Source organism: Pseudomonas akapageensis (assembly GCF_011355085.1).
GTDB classification, from domain to species: domain Bacteria; phylum Pseudomonadota; class Gammaproteobacteria; order Pseudomonadales; family Pseudomonadaceae; genus Aquipseudomonas; species Aquipseudomonas akapageensis.
This window is the reverse complement of the sequence record NZ_VXCP01000017.1, coordinates 124,549-142,064: the sequence shown is the minus strand read 5'-3', so window position 1 is coordinate 142,064 and position 17,516 is coordinate 124,549. Positions and strand designations below refer to the sequence as shown.

General features: G+C 61.1%; 16 protein-coding genes and 3 pseudogenes. 7 read left to right on the top strand and 12 right to left on the bottom strand.

The window, feature by feature from the left end:
• Positions 1 to 41 precede the first annotated feature (41 nt).
• Positions 42 to 1,127: an aldo/keto reductase gene (locus F2S13_RS14120; RefSeq protein WP_166361773.1), complete on the bottom strand. Its 1,086-nt coding sequence runs from the start codon at positions 1,125 to 1,127 to the stop codon at positions 42 to 44.
• Between the two features lie 200 nt (positions 1,128 to 1,327).
• Between F2S13_RS14120 and F2S13_RS14115 the strand changes: the two genes are divergently transcribed.
• On the top strand, positions 1,328 to 1,915 hold the full coding sequence (locus F2S13_RS14115) for a TetR/AcrR family transcriptional regulator (protein ID WP_166361771.1): 588 nt from the start codon (positions 1,328 to 1,330) through the stop codon (positions 1,913 to 1,915).
• A 13-nt stretch (positions 1,916 to 1,928) separates the two neighbouring features.
• Here F2S13_RS14115 and F2S13_RS14110 read toward each other — a convergent pair whose 3' ends face one another.
• Positions 1,929 to 3,137, bottom strand: coding sequence for an MFS transporter (locus F2S13_RS14110; RefSeq protein WP_166361769.1), 1,209 nt, complete (start codon positions 3,135 to 3,137; stop codon positions 1,929 to 1,931).
• A gap of 12 nt (positions 3,138 to 3,149) precedes the next feature.
• The gene (locus F2S13_RS14105) at positions 3,150 to 3,467 is read right to left on the bottom strand and encodes an isochorismatase family protein (protein ID WP_166361767.1); all 318 of its coding nucleotides are present in this window, start codon (positions 3,465 to 3,467) and stop codon (positions 3,150 to 3,152) included.
• Positions 3,468 to 3,602: 135 nt separating this feature from the next.
• Here F2S13_RS14105 and F2S13_RS14100 point away from each other — a divergent pair.
• Positions 3,603 to 3,809 (top strand): annotated as a pseudogene (locus F2S13_RS14100) (winged helix-turn-helix transcriptional regulator); the annotation flags it as partial.
• Between the two features lie 452 nt (positions 3,810 to 4,261).
• Entirely contained in the window at positions 4,262 to 5,194 is a 933-nt protein-coding gene (locus F2S13_RS14095) for a transporter (RefSeq protein WP_166361763.1), read from the top strand.
• A gap of 294 nt (positions 5,195 to 5,488) precedes the next feature.
• On the opposite strand, the gene F2S13_RS14090 is transcribed toward F2S13_RS14095, so the two are convergent.
• The 3 genes from F2S13_RS14090 to F2S13_RS14080 all read right to left on the bottom strand — a co-directional run bounded on the left by F2S13_RS14090 (position 5,489) and on the right by F2S13_RS14080 (position 9,734).
• A complete protein-coding gene (locus tag F2S13_RS14090; RefSeq protein WP_166361761.1) occupies positions 5,489 to 6,811 on the bottom strand; it encodes an MFS transporter in 1,323 nt (440 codons plus the stop codon).
• Between the two features lie 90 nt (positions 6,812 to 6,901).
• A complete protein-coding gene (locus tag F2S13_RS14085) occupies positions 6,902 to 7,978 on the bottom strand; it encodes a C45 family autoproteolytic acyltransferase/hydrolase (RefSeq protein WP_166361759.1) in 1,077 nt (358 codons plus the stop codon).
• 28 nt (positions 7,979 to 8,006) lie between these two features.
• A complete protein-coding gene (locus F2S13_RS14080; protein ID WP_166361757.1) occupies positions 8,007 to 9,734 on the bottom strand; it encodes an amidohydrolase in 1,728 nt (575 codons plus the stop codon).
• A 107-nt stretch (positions 9,735 to 9,841) separates the two neighbouring features.
• On the opposite strand from F2S13_RS14080, the gene F2S13_RS14075 reads away from it, so the two are divergent.
• On the top strand, positions 9,842 to 10,750 hold the full coding sequence (locus F2S13_RS14075; protein ID WP_166361755.1) for a LysR substrate-binding domain-containing protein: 909 nt from the start codon (positions 9,842 to 9,844) through the stop codon (positions 10,748 to 10,750).
• Between the two features lie 62 nt (positions 10,751 to 10,812).
• Here F2S13_RS14075 and F2S13_RS14070 read toward each other — a convergent pair whose 3' ends face one another.
• Positions 10,813 to 11,241 carry a hypothetical protein gene (locus F2S13_RS14070; protein WP_246237890.1) on the bottom strand — a complete coding sequence of 143 codons (429 nt, stop codon included), beginning with the start codon at positions 11,239 to 11,241 and terminating at the stop codon, positions 10,813 to 10,815.
• A 55-nt stretch (positions 11,242 to 11,296) separates the two neighbouring features.
• Positions 11,297 to 11,614: pseudogene (locus F2S13_RS29415) on the bottom strand (hypothetical protein); the annotation flags it as partial.
• 585 nt (positions 11,615 to 12,199) lie between these two features.
• Between F2S13_RS29415 and F2S13_RS14065 the strand changes: the two are divergent.
• Both F2S13_RS14065 and F2S13_RS14060 read left to right on the top strand, forming a co-directional pair.
• Positions 12,200 to 12,526: a DUF3077 domain-containing protein gene (locus F2S13_RS14065; protein ID WP_166361751.1), complete on the top strand. Its 327-nt coding sequence runs from the start codon at positions 12,200 to 12,202 to the stop codon at positions 12,524 to 12,526.
• Positions 12,527 to 12,982: 456 nt separating this feature from the next.
• Positions 12,983 to 13,309 (top strand): DUF3077 domain-containing protein, encoded by a 327-nt coding sequence (locus F2S13_RS14060; RefSeq protein ID WP_166361749.1) that lies wholly within the window; start codon positions 12,983 to 12,985, stop codon positions 13,307 to 13,309.
• 198 nt (positions 13,310 to 13,507) lie between these two features.
• Here the strand turns inward: F2S13_RS14060 and F2S13_RS14055 are convergent, their stop codons facing one another.
• Positions 13,508 to 14,002 carry a PaaI family thioesterase gene (locus tag F2S13_RS14055; protein WP_166361747.1) on the bottom strand — a complete coding sequence of 165 codons (495 nt, stop codon included), beginning with the start codon at positions 14,000 to 14,002 and terminating at the stop codon, positions 13,508 to 13,510.
• A 27-nt stretch (positions 14,003 to 14,029) separates the two neighbouring features.
• On the bottom strand, positions 14,030 to 14,956 hold the full coding sequence (locus tag F2S13_RS14050) for a LysR family transcriptional regulator (RefSeq protein ID WP_166361745.1): 927 nt from the start codon (positions 14,954 to 14,956) through the stop codon (positions 14,030 to 14,032).
• Between the two features lie 119 nt (positions 14,957 to 15,075).
• On the opposite strand from F2S13_RS14050, the gene F2S13_RS14045 reads away from it, so the two are divergent.
• On the top strand, positions 15,076 to 15,309 hold the full coding sequence (locus F2S13_RS14045; protein WP_166361743.1) for a DUF2790 domain-containing protein: 234 nt from the start codon (positions 15,076 to 15,078) through the stop codon (positions 15,307 to 15,309).
• Positions 15,310 to 15,329: 20 nt separating this feature from the next.
• Here F2S13_RS14045 and F2S13_RS29830 read toward each other — a convergent pair.
• A pseudogene (locus tag F2S13_RS29830) lies at positions 15,330 to 15,722 on the bottom strand (methyl-accepting chemotaxis protein); the annotation flags it as partial.
• A gap of 491 nt (positions 15,723 to 16,213) precedes the next feature.
• Positions 16,214 to 17,482 (bottom strand): OprD family porin, encoded by a 1,269-nt coding sequence (locus F2S13_RS14035; RefSeq protein ID WP_166361741.1) that lies wholly within the window; start codon positions 17,480 to 17,482, stop codon positions 16,214 to 16,216.
• Positions 17,483 to 17,516 lie beyond the last annotated feature (34 nt).

Here is a 17,516-nt window from a genome sequence, read left to right as displayed (position 1 = left end):
CGTCGAATTGATTATAGGGCGACGCGAGGATCTCACCCGCCTCAGTATCGCGCGCTGTCGCTGGCGGGTGCCCCCCACCAGGCAGGCTGGGTCTGACCATTCACTGTCGTGCCGTGCTGGATGATCATGTCGGCCATCTCCGCAAGCCGGGATATGAAGGTCGTCGGCGGCAGCGACAAGCCATCCAGTTTGCCGATGTCTTCTGCCGACAGCTGCACGTCCAGTGCTTTGACGTTGGCGTCCAGATGGGCGAGCGTGCGTGCGCCAAGCAGCGTGGAACTGACACCGGCGCGCGAACGCACCCAGGCCAGCGCGGCGGCGGCCACTGTGGTCTCGCGCTGCTGCGCGATCTCGGACAACGCGTCGATGATGGCGAATTCGCGTTCTCCCAGCGGCACACCCAAATGGCTCGCCCGGGCGTCGCCGACGCGACCGCCATTGGCGCGCGTGTACTTGCCAGACAGAAGACCGTTGGCCAGCGGCGACCAGGGCACCACGCCGAGGCCCAGTTCCTGCGCCATGGGAATAATTTCGGTCTCGACACTGCGCTCCAGTAACGAATATTCGATCTGCACTGCGACGAGCGGTGCCCAGCCGCGCAAGGAGGCGATCGACTGCGCCTGCACTACCCGCCACGCCGCGGTGTCAGAAAAGCCGATGTAGCGGACCTTGCCCGAGGAAACAAGCTGCTCGAGCGTGCGCATGGTCTCCTCCAGGGGCGTGAACTTGTCCGTCACGTGCATCCAGTACAGGTCGATATAGTCGGTCTGCAGCCGGCGCAGCGAATGCTCGCACGCGCGCATGATGGCCTTGCTGCTTGCCCCGCCGCCATTGGGGTCACCGGGGTACATGTTGATGCCGAACTTGGTCGCGAGGACCAGGCGATCGCGCAGGTTGCGATCACCACCAATGAAGTCGCCGATGATCTTCTCGGAGTGCCCGCACGTGTAGCCATTGGCCGTGTCAATGAAGTTGCCGCCAAGGTCGAGGTAGCGCGCCAGGATGGCCTGCGAAGTCGAGACGTTGGCGCCCCAGCCCCATTCCTCGCCAAAGGTCATCGCGCCAAGGGCAAATGGACTGACTCGGAGACCGGAGCGGCCGAGGGAAACATATGAAGAGAGAGACATGATCGTTCATTCCAGGAAAAGTTGAACAATTCGCGGATACGTTGCCGACGCGCAGCGTTCTCCGCAGTTTGCGACTTCGCCGTGCAGTCACCCTCCGGTTGGCAACTACCGACGTTTTGTCGCTCTCAGTCACTCTGACATTTTTCGTCATTATGTCAATACCATCTTGACGTTTTTTGACCAATCGTTAGGATGACGCCATGCGAACTGATAAAGAAATTCAAGTGATCGAGGCGGCGTACGGTGTCTTCTTCCGCTACGGTTTTGCCCGCACCACAATGGGCGACCTTGCGAAAGCGGCACGTATGTCACGTCCGGCGCTGTACCTGGTCTATCCCGGCAAGCTGGAGGTCTTTCAGGCTGTTGCAGACTGGATGAGCGACAACATGCTCGAGTCCTTCCGGACCGATCTGAAAGCGCACTGGCCACTCGAACGCAAGCTCCTGCATGTGCTGGAGGTATGCATCGCCAAGCCATTCGAAGAGGTCAAGGCAAATCCCGATGCCTATGACCTTGTGGCCATGGACGGGCAGATGCCGGAGCTGCATCGGGTGTACGACAAGCTGCAGGCTTACCTGAGCGATTTGCTGGAAGATGCGGTAAAGCAATCCGGATTGAAGACTACCGCTTGCGAGCTGGCACGCACGCTGATGTCGGCCATGCGAGGTTTCAAGCTCGCAGCCAGGGATGGCAAGGATCTCCGGCAGTTGATGGCGCTACAACTCAGTCTGACGATGGCGGCGCTCGGACAGCCTGTTCAAGACGCCGGCATACGGCCAAACGAGTGAAGTCAGCGTTGACTCATGAGCAGACGTCGGCGAGCACAGTGCACGATCTACGGGGAGAAAGCGCATTGATCACTGCCGCCGCGATGGCGAACAAGGCGCCCACTGCTGCCAGACCCACCCAGCCCGCTCGCTGCGCCCCGTAACTTCCCAATGCAGCGCCGGCCGCCCCACCGAGGAAGTACGCCCCCATGAACACCGTGTTGAGGCGGCTACGGGCCTCCGCGCGCAAAGCGTAGATGCGCGTCTGATTGGCCACCAGGCCAGCACGATTGCCGAAGTCGAGCAGCACCATACCGACGATCAGCCAGCCGAGGCTGTGTCCGCCCGCGGCGATGAAGACGAAGCCCACGCAAAGGGCAATTGCACCCGCCAGGACCATGCTGCGCGTGCCGAGGCGATCGGCCAATGCTCCGATGCGTGGCGAGGCGACGATGCCCAGTAGCGCGACCAGGCCGAGCAAGCCGATGGCAGCAGGGCCGAATTCGTAGGGCGGCTGCGACAGCAGGACGGCCAGCGAGGCCCACAGTGCGCTGAACGCGGCGAATAGCATGAAGCCGCTTGCCGCGCTGATGCGTAGCATAGGCTCCTCGCGCACCAGGCTGCCCAGCGAGCGTAGCAGTGCGGCATAGCTAATCGAGGCCAGGTTCGCGGCTGTGGGCAGGCGCCTGGTCACGATGATCAGCAGCAACACATCGATGACGGCGGCCAGCGCGAAGACGGCTCGCCATCCCCCGTGCGCACCGAGGAAGCCGCCGATTGTGCGCGCCAGCAGCAGCCCGGCGGAGAGACCGCTCAGCAACGTGCCCACGACCCGGCCGCGCGCCGAGGGGGTCGCCAACGCAGAAAGTGCAGGAATGATGATCTGCGCGGTGATTGCCGTCATGCCGACGACGAAGCTGCTGGCGCACAACATGGCAAAGCTCGGCGCGGCGGCACAGGCGAGCAACGCGCCGGCGTTCGCGGCGATGGCCAGTGACGCGATCCTGCGTGGCTGCCGGCAATCGGCGAGAGGCACGATGAGCAGCAGTCCGATCGCATAGCCAAGCTGAGTCAGCGTGGTGATCAGGCTGGCCTGGGTTGGCACCAGGCCGAACGACGAGGCTATCTGCGACAGCAGTGGCTGATGGTAGTAGATGGTCGAGACGGCCAGCGCGCAGCACACTGCCATCATGGCAATCAGGCGACCGGAAATTCCGGTCGCGATCATGGAAGGTTCGGACATGGCGCGCGCCCTTCAGTGTTGTTGCAGTGCCAGGAGGAGCTCGCGGGTGTCGACGATGCTGTGTGCAAACGTGGGCCCGTTCAACTCATGCGCGGCATGCATCATCTCGTGGCGGAAGGCTGCCGTAGCGTCGCGTACCAGGGTGACGTGATAGCCGAGTTCCGAGGCGTAGCGCGCGGTCGATTCGATGCAGGTATTGGCCAGCAGGCCGACCTGCGCGGCGATGGGTTCTATGTGGGGATAGACTTTGCCGCCTTCGGAGAGGAAGTCGTTGTAGGGATCGACCAGCAGATAAGCCGTTGTAGCGATAGGATAGGCGGTGTGCGACATGATGGATTCCTCGCCGTTTGAGGGTGATCTGTCGTCCCTGGTTTGACAGCGTCCGTTTAAGCTATGAAAATCATATCATCAAAATCTGCAAATGGAAGTACCCGTGCCTGGCCCAAACAAATCCGTTGAAACCCTGAGGGGCTGGCGGTCAGGTTGATCCACAGTTGCGGGCAACCGGCGGGCCTGGGCCCCTTGTGCGACGGATGTGGCCAGTTGTTGCGGCGCGAAGACCTGGTGGGAGAGCAGAGCCCCGCATACGCCAACGAACGCGACAGCCGGCTCGAAGCCTTCAGAATCGCCAGGAGCACCAAGGGCGGGGTTCAGGAAGAGCAGGACTGCTAGAAACAGTCACTACCCCGCCCTGGTTATCGAGCCTGAAGCGTCCGATGGCCAAAGGCAGACCCTGATGCCTGGCCGCAGCCCCTGTGGGAGCGGGCTTGCCCGCGATGGCATCACCGCGGTGGTTCAGACAGACTGCGGCGTCTGAATCGCGGGCAAGCCCGCTCCCACAGGGTCGATGTCGAGTTGCCCTTTCAGCGTCCGCTTCGGGTCGCAGGCTGCCCTTCGCCATAGGCAGCACTCGGCCAAAAACTGCCCGTCGATTTCGTCTCAGGACACCCAGGCGATCTGCCTCTGCAGCGCCTTGTTATAGGAATTCGAGTTGTCCACGAAACCAGGTCCGATCAAACAGTAAATACGGCCACACAATGCTGGCGGCTGCTATAAGTGCTAAACGAATGCAGATGCACTACAACAATACATAGAGCCTTGAGGTCCTGACAGGAAGCGAGCGAATGTGGATGAAACACAAACTCTGTGTCGTCAGGCTGGCTCGGTTCGCATCCGCTTCGCTCATCATAGTAGCCCCCAGTGCAGTCGCAGAGGATCTCGAACCCAGGTCCTACGCCAATACGCCAGTCGGTATCAATTTCCTGCTCATGGGCTACAGCGAACTCCAGGGTAGCGTGACCGCCAACCCCTCAGTCCCGCTCGAGGATGCCAAGCTCAACATCAAGACTGTCGTGTTTGCCTTTGCAAGGTCCCTGGACGTCTGGGGCCGCTCCGGGAAGTTCGATATCGTCGTGCCTGAAGCCAGATTGACGGGCTCGGCTCTGTTCGCCGGTGAACCCAGGGAGCGAAATGTTACTGGGTTGATCGATCCAAGATTCCGATTCTCGGTCAACTTTTATGGCGCTCCGGCGATGTCCCTGGCTGAGTTCCCCAGCTACCAACAGGATGTGATTATCGGCGCCAGCCTGGCAATTACGGCGCCACTTGGCCAATACGACTCCAGTAAGCTGGTAAATCTCGGCAACAACCGCTGGTCATTCAAGCCCGAACTCGGGATTTCCAAGCGCCTGGGACCCGTGACCCTGGAATTATCCGGAGCAGGAACCTTTTACACCGACAATGACCAGTACCTTGGCGACCGTACATTTTCCCAGAACCCGACTTACCAGGCACAGGTGCATCTTATCTATGCCTTCAGTAACGGTGTCTGGGCCTCGCTGGATGGGACCTACTTCGCTGGCGGGAGTACCTCGGTCGATGGGGTCGGTAACCACGACTTCCAGGAAAATACACGCTATGGGGGCACCCTTTCGCTGCCGTTGAACCGAAACAACTCGCTAAAGCTGTTTGCGAGTGATGGTGCGCATACCCGTACCGGCAGCGAATACGATGCTGTTGGCATAGTCTGGCAGTATCGCTTCGGCGGAGGGCTTTGAAACTTGGGACTTACGCTACATTCCATTAATGCGTTCGTGAGACATTTGTCTGATGCTGGTTGTTACCTGCCATTTGTGACAGACAGGTATCGGCCAGAAGCAGACATCAATATAGGGGTACAACTCTGTGGGAGCGGGCTTGCCCGCGAAAGCAGCACCGCGGTGGTTCAGACAGACCGCGGCGTCTGAATCGCGGGCAAGCCCGCTCCCACAGTGCCCCGCCATTGGCAGCTTCGGGTCGCAAACTGCCCTCCCCCCCTTCTCCGGTCGCTGCAAATTCAGCGACCGGGTCCTTCAGTTGGCCGTAGAAACCGAAGGCGTCCAGACATCCTCATCGATCTGCGCCATGCTCAAGTGCGACGTTTCCCTGAGCAAGTACGAGCAAGTCGCCACGATGGCCAGTGCAAACGCCCCATAGAGCGCAACACCAAAGGCATTGTGATTGGTCGCAATGAGAATCGCCGTGGCCACGCTCGACGCAGTCCCTCCCCCCAGTGCCGCGCCGATCTGGTAGGCGGCGGAGATGCCCGAGTAGCGCATTTCCCGAGGGAACTGCTCGGCCAGAAAGGCGGGAATGGGGCCTTGGGTGGCGCCCATGAATGCACCGACTGCGACGTAGGCTGCGATCGAAACCAACAGGCTCTTGAGGCCGATCAGTGGAAAGAAGGCGAAAAAGCCGACCGCCATGATGACCGAGCCCAGGATCATGACGTTGCGCCTGCCGATCCTGTCCGAGAGCAAGGCAAACAACGGTGCGCTGATCACGATAGCCACGGACAGTGAAAAGTCGAATATCAGCGCTTCCGTGCTGCCGTAGCCGATCTGGGTGGCGTACGCCAGAAAGAAGGTACTGCCGATATAGGCGATGGTGACGTAGCCAAAGGCGATGCCCGTGCACAGGAGCATTTCCCTTGGGCGCGAGCGAAGGGCTTCGAGCAATGGAATGCGCACCTCGGCCTGCGCCTGGAGTGGCTGCTTGTTCGGGTTCTGCAGCCTGGCATAGAGCCCCACCAGCACCAGCACGCCGCCCAGCCAGAACGGGATTCGCCAGGCGATACCTGACAGGTCATCGTCGAAGGCAACACTCACGATGGCGAATGCGGCCGCGCCGAGGATGCCACCGATCCCGATGCCCATGCTGGTAAAACTCCCCCACAGGCCTCGCCGCCCGGGCGGCGCCGACTCGATGCCGAAGAGCGCGGCACCGCCCCACTCGCCCCCTGCCGCAAAGCCCTGTATCAGCCGCAGGAGTACAAGCAGTGCCGGCGCCGCCAGACCGATGGATGAATAACTCGGCAGGCAACCGATCAGCAGCGTACTGAAACCCATGAGCAGCAGGGTAATGACCAGCATTTTTTGCCGGCCGACCTTGTCGCCAAAGTGCCCGAAGACCATGCCGCCAAAGGGCCGGGCAAAAAAGCCCGAGCCGAACGCGGCAAAGGCAACCAGCGTTGCCATGAGCGGGTCCATCTCTGGAAAGAAAACCTTGGGAAATACCAATGCGGCAGCCGTGCCGTAGATCACGAAGTCGTAGAACTCCAATGCTGTTCCCATGCCCGAAACGAAAAACGTTCTGAGCGCGGATTGAGAACGCACGCCATTTTTGTCGTTAGCCATTTGCAGTGCTCATCTTGTAATTATTGACGACGTTGCCCATGGCGGGTCGCCACGGTAAACATGGCGACACGCCTGGGTTGCGGCTATGTGTCAGAAACGCACATGGCCTTTTTCAGCGAGTTGTTTTGGGTTACCTGCCGCGTATTCGAGGGCGAAATCCTCCGTGTCGATGCCGATGGTCAGCAGGGTTTCCCAGCGCTCTGTCGGCGGCATGCTCAGATCGGGGTGGAAGCAGATGGGCGCCTGCGCGCCGGCGGCGCCACACATGGCGTCCGCTCGCCTTCTCAAGTCGCCGTGGGTCATGCCGGCCAGCGCCCCATTCACATGGGCCAGGCGCGCATAGGTCGTGGAGGCATCCGGGGTCCGCTCGCCACGACTCAGGCCGCTGTCGAGGAAGTGGTTGGTGTGGGTGATCCAGCCATCCTCGCGCGGCAGGACCACCGCAGTTCCGGCAGCAGAGAGTTCGATGCTCGCTGCGCGCGGGCTGCTGTCTTGCCGCGAGAAGACCGTAAGGACCGTTGACGCGCTCACACGCGCCGACCGCGCCAGGGCGATGGCCTCTTCCACGTTGGTGGCCTCTTCCAGAATGCGGCGGGCAATGGCATGCACCGGCACACCCGCGACGGCATTGTCGCTGTCGTGGTGCAGGATATTGAAGTGCAGCCCCAGACCCGCACTGTTCACGCCGATTTTCCCCAGCATGCCGAACTCGGTAAAGAGTTTGACCGCGATACCGGATTTGCCAGTAAGTTGAAGCATCAGGCCATGGGGCACCAGGGAGTCGTGCCAGTCCCAGGTCTGGATGGTCCGGGGCGCGACTGGGCCCGTGGGTGCGAACACGGCCGTCGAACACTCCCCTTCGGTGGAAGCGGGCATCACGGCCAGAATTTCGGTACGGGCATTCAGGCTCGCCAGCTGCCAGCGCGCGATGCCGGCACCGTCGGCGATCGCAACCACTTCCTGGGCCAGGCTCGGGCTCCAGGCCTCAAGGGCATCGAGACTGGCTTCACCCAGTGAGCGAACCTGTGCCGGAGCAATATCCACCTGGGTGAAAAAATCGAGATACAGCGCCACCGTTTGCCCGATCTGTTGCGCCCAGGTTTCGCCTATTTGCCGTCCCCGAAGACTCGGATTTTGGGTGTCGGTGACGAAGCAATGAATGTTCACGTGTTGGATTCCTCTTTTGCATTAGCTGTCAGGGTTTGCGCGAGTAGATCTCGCGACCGGCGAAGTAGGTGTTGAGTACCTGGGTGTCACGCAGGGCTTCGGGCTTGACCTTGAAGACGTCGCGGTCGAGCACGATCATGTCGGCCTGTTTGCCGGGCTTGAGCGATCCGATCTGGTTCTCCAGGCGAAGGGTGCGCGCGGCATTGAGGGTGTAGGCCTGGAACATGGCCTGGCGATCGATGTCTTCGGCGGCATTGAGTACGCCTTTGGGTCCCGTGCGGCTCACCGCCTGGTAAATGGCCTTCCAGGGGTCAGGGGTGGTGATCGGCCAGTCGCTGGCACCGGCCAGGGTGGCGCCGTTCTTCAGCAACGAGTGGGTCGGGTAGGAATACTTGAACGCCTGAGCACTGACATAGGGCTTGACCAGATCCATGCTCGATTCATCGGCGCTGGCCCAGTAGAGCTGCATGGACGCGATGACATTCAGCGCCTTGAAGCGGGCGAAGTCCTTGGGGTTGACCATTTGCAGATGGGTGATGGAGTGGGCGATGCCGCTTTGCCGGTCCTTGCGCGCCCGCTCGATGCCATTGAGCGATTCACGCACCGCGCGGTCGCCGATGGCGTGGATGTGCACCAGCCAGCCACGGGCGTCAGCGGCACTGACCAGTTCGCCAAAGTGGGCAGGGTCGATCAGCAACTCACCGGACTTTTTCGAGTTTTTGTAGGGCTCCAGCATGGCGGCGCTCTGAGCCGGGACCTCGGCCACGCCGTCGGCAAAGATCTTGATGCCCGGCAGGGTCAGATTGGCGACGCCCAGAAATTGCTGGCGCACCTTGTCCAGGGCATCGAGATCGGCCGGCGTCGCCTTGGAGTCGGCCATCAACAGCGCCGCGACATGGGCCGTGAGCTCGCCGTTATCGGCCAGCGCCTTGTAGATCGGCAGCACCCCGACGGACGTATTGGTCACGTCCGCCCCGGGTACTTCGTTAGCGATCGGGTCCATCCAGCCAGTGATACCGAGGCTCTTGTAGTAGGCCAGCGCTGCACGGCCGCCTGCCATCAACTCTTCGTGGGTCGGCGGCGGCAGCAGTGCCTGCACCGGGTAGAGGCCGGCGTCGACCAGGAAACCGTTGGGGCGTCCGTCCGGATGATGACCGATGGTGGCCACGTCCTCGCCCTTCAGCGCCTTGACCCGGGAAGCGTCGATGCCAGCGCGCTTGAGCATGGCCTGGTTGGCCCAGCCGGTGTGCAGGTCCCAGCCAAGGAAGAGGATCGGCTGATCTGCCCACTCGCCCTGGTTGAAACGCTGCTCAAAGGCCTCCAGCTGGCTCCAGTAAGTCGATGGCAATCCGCCGACGCTGAGAATATCGCCATGCCTTGCCTTGCCGTCCTTCCGCCACTGACGCAGACGCGCCTCCATTTCGGCGAGCGGCAACATCTGCCCATCCAGGTTGGCCTGACGCAGTTGCAGCCCCCCCTTCACCGTATGGGAATGGGAGTCGATAAAGCCCGGCATCAACACTTTGCCCCCCAGGTCGATCACTTGGGTACCAGGCGCCTTGAGACCCAGGACTTGCGCATCGGTACCGACGGCTAGCACCTTGCCGTCCTCGACGGCTACCGCCTGTTGCAAAGGCTGACCCGGCTCGGCCGTATAGACCCTGGCGTTGTGCAGGATCAGGTCGACTGCCGCCATACTTTCCATTGAGGCACAGGCCAAGGCGGACGCTATCGCCAGCGGCAGTAGCTGCTTCATGAGTTTTCCTCTTTATTTTTGTTGATTCGCAGCGAAGAATAACCAAGCGGAATCAACAACTGAATGCCAGTTGCCGCACAACTTCTGTGCCTGACAGGAATAGATAAGTGGATAAAATGAGCGCCCTGACCATGTTCGTCGCCACCGCCGAACAGGGTAATTTCAGCCGTGCCGCCGACATGATCGGGAAGACGCCATCAGCCTTGACCAAGGCTGTGGCGCAATTGGAAGAGGAACTCGGGACCCGCCTGTTCGACCGCACCACCCGGCGCATGGCGCTGACCGAGGCCGGACACATTTATCTGGAAGGTGCGCGACAGGCGCTGATGCAGCTGCAGCTCGCCAGCGAGGGCGTGGAGCAACTGCAACACGAGCTACGGGGCGGCTTGCGCATCACCGCCCCGCCCTCCTTCGCGCCGGCCTTTCTCAATGAGGTGTGTTGCCGCTATCTGCGCGATCACCCGCAAGTTCACCTGGAAGTGGACCTGAGCGATACCTATGCCGACCTGGTAGACGGCAGCTACGACCTGGCCCTGCGCGATGGCCCGATCGACCTGCCAGGGGTGATCGCCCAGCCGCTGGTGGAGAATCGCATGCTGCTGTGCGCAAGCCCGACTTATCTGAAGCGCAAGGGCAAGGAGGTGACCCTGGACAATTATCAGCAGCATGACTGGCTGATCTTCCGCCACCCCCTGCTAAACCGGCATTTCTGGTGGGTCACCCAGGGGGACCAGCGCATTCGTCTCACGCAACCGACGCCACGGGTGGCCAGCGACAACTACGACTTTCTCCTGGCCTGCCTGCTCGACGGCCAGGGCCTGCAGTTTCTCCCGCAGTGGAGCGCCGCTCCCTACCTGGCACGGGGCGAATTGGTCGAGCTAATGCCTGAATACTGGCGCGAACCCAGCGCGTTCGGCCCCTGGATCCATGTGCTCTACCTGGCCCATCGCCGCAGTATGCGCAAGGTCAAGGTGTTCATTGAGTATCTCAAGGCGCATTGGCAGGAACGTGAATGAGGCAAGCCTTATGCCCATGGGTGTCGGCTTGATGAGTTTGAAAAAGCTATCCATGTGGCGCTTCAGGGTTGTACGGAGTCCAGATCAATGATCACGACAGCTGTCTGATCCTTCTTCCCATATACCGCCAGGCTGGAAAAGCTGTAGACGGTGTCTTGGGTGTGCGCCCTGATTCTGTTTCCCGAAACAGACACGATGGCGCCGGATTGGCGCGTGGCAAGAAAGGGAGACTTTTCCCGAAGCGCAGACAACGCACCCTCGTCACTCGCCTGGCGCTCCAGTACGTAGTAGAAGTAAACGAAGGGAACTGTGGCACCGCCAGAATCACTCTGCACTTCATAGACAAAGCCGTTCTGACCTATCGGCGTTTTGTTCACAACCTTGCTCAGTTGTGGAGGGCTTTCGCCACTGAAGGAAATCCAGGCTGCCTGGCCCAGTGTCGCCACCGTCAGCAGAGCAAGCAGCCATTTAGTAGCCGAGGGATTTCGCATAGGCGATACCTGCTTTGATCCATTCCTGGCCCTGAGGGTCATCTCCGTAAGGTTCTCATTCGTTAGGTTTCGAACTACCAGGTCGGTCACCCATACAGTCAGCCACGTTAGGGCCGACGGGGATCATTCCGGCAAATATTTCCCCTGAACCGCCTCCCCAAGACATTCGCCCGCCTGCCGATTCCAGGTCGTAGATTTTGGTTTCTGAAATTAATTCACCGCTACGATGATCATAGAGTCGAAAAAATCCCGGATAGCCCCACCATGGAAACCATTGTGGTTTATCCAGTTCGTCATGATGCACCCTTGGGTGAAAGATATTAGGCAGCACCCAAAACGGTTTGAATGTCTCGACTCGATAACAACCCCCGGGGCGATTCAACAACCGGGCGGCGTCATCTCCGATAGGCTCATTCGGATGACAAAACTATTGGTTGGATAAAATCGGAACTATCAGACGCTTCTGAACTTGGCTGCGAATTTTCTCGGGGATGGCCTTTTGGGCTGTCTAGCGGCCAATTTGCGCCATACCACAATCGTCGTAGCCGCTGCCGTCAGGCTGCGCTGGAGTCCCGTAGGGGCTCCCCGGCGATCTTGAAATCCTGCGCCTGCTGCGCAGGCGAGCGCAGCCTGCGGCAGCGGCTACAGGAGTCCGCCATAACTTCCGCTCATCACCGTTCATCCCCTGTTGCAGCTTCTCCCCGACCGCGCTAACCTTCGCCCGTCGCTGCCAAATCAGCGACCAGGTTTGGTCACCTGCTCAACGTTAGGCGCACAAGCGCCACCATTCTTATGCGGGCGTTTTTTTATGCCTGCATGAGCTTCATGGCGGCTGTGCGCGGGGCATCCTCGGATGCGCCGGGTGCCTAACGTCCCGGTTGACCAACCTGCGCACAGTCGCCACCCATCGTTTGGTCACGATGCGTGGAGATCCCGACAAGACGTTAGGAGATTCACCATGATTAAGATCGTCCCCGACCCACCACCCGCCGGCACTATTCTCAAAACCGTCACCACCCCCTTCGGCTCCTGCGACGCCGGCCACGAACCCTTGTTCGCCGTACGCGCCGGGATCAATGCCGAAGACGCGCTGGTCCATGCATCACTCTTTCTCAAATGCGCAGTCGATACGACTCACGCCGCCACCGAATGCTCCGGTGTCCACGAGAAAGGCCTGATATGGGCGACGATGCATTCGATCGAAACAGCCAAGGCCATTGTCGATGCGTTGCTGGATGGCGCTGAGGGCATGAGCCCTGAGCGTGAGGCTAGTAGCGGGCTGTAAGCAGATGGCATAGCGGCTATTATCTCGTTCCCACGCTCTGCGTGGGAACGAGGAAAAGGCTGCGCTCGACCGCGAAGCGGGCGCAAGTACTCAAGAACACTAGAGAGCCCCTGCGGGACTCCAGCGCAGCCTGCGGCAGCGGCTACAGGGGTCCGTGGCAGGCCTGCTGCTCATCCACTGTTGCACCCTCTCCCCGACCGCGCTAACCTTCGTCCGATCGCTGCAAATTCAGCGATTCGGGCTTGGCGGCCCGATACGAAGGCGCAACAGCGCCCCCATTCCATTTGCAGGCGCTATTTTTTTGCCTGCGATGTCGTGTTATGGCGGGTTGCGCATGGACTTCTTCGGAAGTGCCGGGGTTCCTTCGTACCGGTCCGCCAACCTTGCGCAATCCGTCACCCTTACCTGCTTGGCGGCAGGCGGTGATGGCTCCCATCTATACGAAGGAGTTTTACCATGATCAAAATCGTCCCCGATCCACCACCCGCCGGCACTATTCTCAAAACCGTCACCACCCCCTTCGGCTCCTGCGACGCCGGCCACGAACCCTTGTTCGCCGTACGCGCCGGGATCAATGCCGAAGACGCGCTGGTCCATGCATCGCTCTTTCTCAAATGCGCAGTCGATACGGCTCACGCCGCCACCGAATGCTCCGGTGTCCACGAGAAAGGCCTGATATGGGCGACGATGCATTCGATCGAAACAGCCAAGGCCATTGTCGATGCGTTGCTGGATGGCGCTGAGGGCATGAGTCCTGAGCGTGAGGCTGGTGGCGGGTTGTAAGCAGGTGGCGTAGCGGCTACCGCGTGCATCTTTTCTCGTTCCCACGCACTGCGTGGGAATGCCGTGCCANNAGGAATGCCGTGCCAGACGCTCTGCATCGACCCTCAAGAGCACGACGCAGAGCGTCTCTGGATGCATTCCCACGCAGAGCGTGGGAACGAGGAGGTCTCAAGACGCATTGGCAGGAGCTTGTATGAGTCAAGCCTCGCGCCCATGGGCAGCAGCAGCCAGTTGCCCGGTATCGACGCGAACGAAAATGGAATCGCCCACGGCCGTAAGCACGTCGCCCGCATAGACCTCGCAGATGACACGACTCTTGCGGCCCACCTCACCTTCCACCTTCGCCCGCAAGGTCAGCGGGACGCCCATGGGGGTCGGCTTGATGAACTTGATGCCGAGGTTGCCCGTGACGCAGTCGATACGCGGCAGGCTGCCCACCGCGCGATGCTCGGCACGGTAGTGGTAAGCCATGACCGTCCAGTTCGAATGGCAATCGACCAGCATGGCGATCAGCCCGCCGTAGACCAGGTCCGGCCAGCCGCAATATTTGGCATCCGGCAGATGTTCGGCCATGACGTGCACGCCATCTTCATGCCAAAAGCTTTTGATGTGCAGCCCGTGGGGGTTTTCGCTGCCGCAGCCATAGCAAACGCCTTGCGGCGCGGCGGTGTCTTGCAGGGAGAGGTTGTGCATGGCCAGGCCCTTCCGGTTGCGGAGAAATCAGCCAATCCTATCATCGACGATCCGCTCATGCTCGGCGAAAAGCCTGGGCAGTTCCTCCTTGAGAAAATCCACCCAGGTCCTGACCTTGGCATCCAGAAAGCGCCTGGACGGATACAGCGCATAGACATTGCGCTCCCGGAGCCGGTAATTACCCAGCACCCGCCGCAGTGTGCCTTCGCGCAGCGACCGGGTCGCGGTATAGAACGGCAACAGGCTGATACCCATGCCCGCCTCCGAGGCGCTGACCATCGCTTCGGCAACGTTGCTCTGGAAGGTCTTGCCGGGGATCACCGCGTGCTCGCCCGCCTCGTCATGGAATACCCACTCATCGCCGTACAACGGATCGATCATGCGCAGGCAGCAATGCCCATGGAGTTGCTCGGGGTGCGTGGGCAGGCCACGGCGCGTAATGTACGCCGGGGAGGCGCAGGGTACGCTGTAGATTCGACCGACCGCCTGAGCGACGAATTGCGAATCGGCCAGCGCCTGGGCAATGGAAATCACCACATCGTGCCCTTCTTCGAGGGGGTCGGGGTTGCGTTGCGACAATGTCAGCTCGACCACCACGTCCGGGTACAGCTCGCAATACCGGGCAATGAGCGGGGTCATCAGCACGCCCAGCCCCGTCAGGCAGTGCAGGCGCAATCGGCCACTGGGCTTGAGGTGAGCACCACGGGCCTCCTCGGTGGCTTCGGCCATGTCGTCGAGAATTTGCCGGGCCCGCAGCAGGAAACGCTCACCGGCCTCGGTCAGGCTCAGGCGCCGGGTGGTGCGCTGCAGCAGGCGTGCCTGCACGTGTTGCTCCAGTTCCGCCACCAGCCGGGAGACCTGGGCCGTGGAGAAATCAAGGCTTTGCGCAGCGGTGGTGAAACTGCCGGCATCGGCGACACGCACGAATACCCGCAGGTTGTTAAGCAAGTCCATGGGCCCTCCAGCGGCAGTGACTGTTGCATCTGACGTAACACTGCATCAAGCGCAGTCCCCTTTAACCATATCCCCACAGGAATAGAATTGACTCATCGAAACACCACGGAGAAAAAACAATGAAGACCTTGTTGAGCCTGTTGCTGGCCCTGACCACAAGCGCAGTCATGGCGGCCGAAAACGACCCCGCCCACACACCAAAATCGCAAACCCTGGACATCGCCAAGGTGGTATCGATCACCTCCACCTCGACCGCCTGCGACGTGGTTCCGGCGACCATGGTCTACATCGACCATCAGGGTAACACCCATGAACTGACCTACCAGGTAATGGGCAACTGCTCGGGCACCTGAGGCGCCGAGCAGTGACCTGTTCATGCCGCTATCCGGGTCGCCTGCACGGCCAATGCATGCAAACTGGCCAGGCGCTGCATGATGCGCTCCACCACTTCCACCCTGGCGACCGCGCCACTGCGCAACTCTCCCATCGACTGTAGCGCCACTTCGGCCTTGTCCAGGCCCAGGCGCGTCGAATCGGTCAACTGTTCGAGACCCTGACGGGCATCCTCCGCCGAGCGTTCCAGGCCCGTGGCGATCTGCCGGATCTGCGCACTGGAATCCGCGGCCTGACGCGACAGATTGCGCACCTCGTCCGCCACCACGGCAAACCCTCGGCCATGGTCACCGGCCCGCGCGGCTTCGATCGCGGCATTGAGCGCCAACAGGTTGGTCTGGCGGGAAATGTCCTGGATGCTGCCGACAATTGCACCGATACGCACCGACTGGCTGCCCAACTCATCGAACACCTGGTCCAGGCGCTGCAGGTACTGATCGAGATCGCCGAGCACGGCCGCCGAAGATTGCATACTCACAGCGCTGGCCTGTACCCGCTCGCCTGCGCCGCGTGCCAACTGGTCGGCAAAACGCATGTCGTCCTCGGTTTGCAGCACCAGCCGGGTCAGTTGTTCAAGTGCGCTCTGCACCTGGGCGCCCGGCCAGACCGGCTCGGCCACTGGTATTGGCTGTGGGGGCAGCAGCACCATCGGCGCCGGCGCAGGTTCGCGCTCCACGACAACCTCCACCACACGCACCGGCTGGCGGTGATAGAGCATGGCCGCCACCAGCAGCAAGCCGTTGATCGCTGCGGCACACAACAGTTGCGTGCCCTCGCCGCCCGCCAGCAGCACCACGCCGCCAGCGGCCACCACCAGCGCCGATCCCGCCCAGGCTTTGCGGGTCACGCCCGCTTCCAGGCGGCTCACAGCAGCGTCCAGGTGTAGCTGAAGATCAGCCGGTTTTCATCGATATCGCTGCGGTAGTTCGAGCGCGCCATGGCGTTGCGCACCCGCACGCCAAGCCCCTTGAAGGTACCGCTCTGCACTACGTAGCCCAGGTCCAGATCGCGCTCGCGATCCTTGCCTTCAAAGCCCTTGCCGGTGTCGACGTTGTTCCCGGTAATGTATCGCACAGTGCTGGTCAGGCCCGGTACGCCGAGGGCAGCGAAGTCGTAATCGTAGCGTGCCTGCCAGGAGCGCTCGTCGGTGGAGGCGAACTCGTAGGTCGGCACTTCGTTGCCCAGGGGCGAGATGTTGGCGAACACCCGCGGGAAGGCACTCTCACCGTAAATGCCCTGGTAACCGATGTAGAAGGTATGACCGCCGCGTTTGGCCGAGAGCAGGGAGTAGAAGGCCTGGTTGTCGATATTGCCCAGCAGGTCCTTGCCATCCTCCTTGGCGTCGAAGTAGCCGAGGTTGGCGCCCAGTGTCCACGCGCCCATGGGCTGGCTGTGCTTGAGGCCCAGGAAGCGCTGGTTGTAGATGTCTTCCAGTTGCCCATACCAGGCGCTGACGGTGGTGCGCTTGTCGTTGAAGACATAATCGCCGCCGCCATAGTTAAAGGCGTCACTGCTGGCCTGGCGTTGCGGCACGTAGCTGAGCATGGCCTGCATTTTCTCGTCGCCCGCTTCATTGCGCAGGTGGGTGGAGCTCAGGTGGCCGCCTTGCAGGGTCAGGCCGTTGATCTCGCCTGAGGTGATGCTTGCGCCCTGGTAGCTGGGCGGCAACAGGCGAATGTCACTGAAGACCAGCACCGGCAAGTTGGGTTGCAGCTCGCCGACGCGCAGTTCGGTCTTCGAATAGCGCAGCTTCAGGGTGCCTTCCAGGCGGCTGTACTCATCGGCGGCGCGGCCATCGCTGTGCACCGGCAACAAGCCGGTGTTGGTCCGGTCCGGGCCGCTGTCGAGCTTGATACCGAGCAGACCGATAACATCGACACCGAGGCCGATCGGACCCTGGGTATAGCCGGACCTGGCGTTGAAGATAAAACCCTGGGCCCACTCCTCGGCCTTCGATTGCTGATTGGCCCCAACGATGTCGGAGTAGTCTCGACTGAAGTAGTAGTTGCGCGCCTGCAAGGTGGCCGTGGCATCCTCGATAAAACCGCTTTCGGCGGCCATCAGCTGGCTGGAACAACCCAAGGCGACAGCCGTGGACAACACTGTACGAGTTGCATGAGAAGTCTGTTTCATCGATGTGCTCTTGTTTTTGTTATGGGTTGTAAAA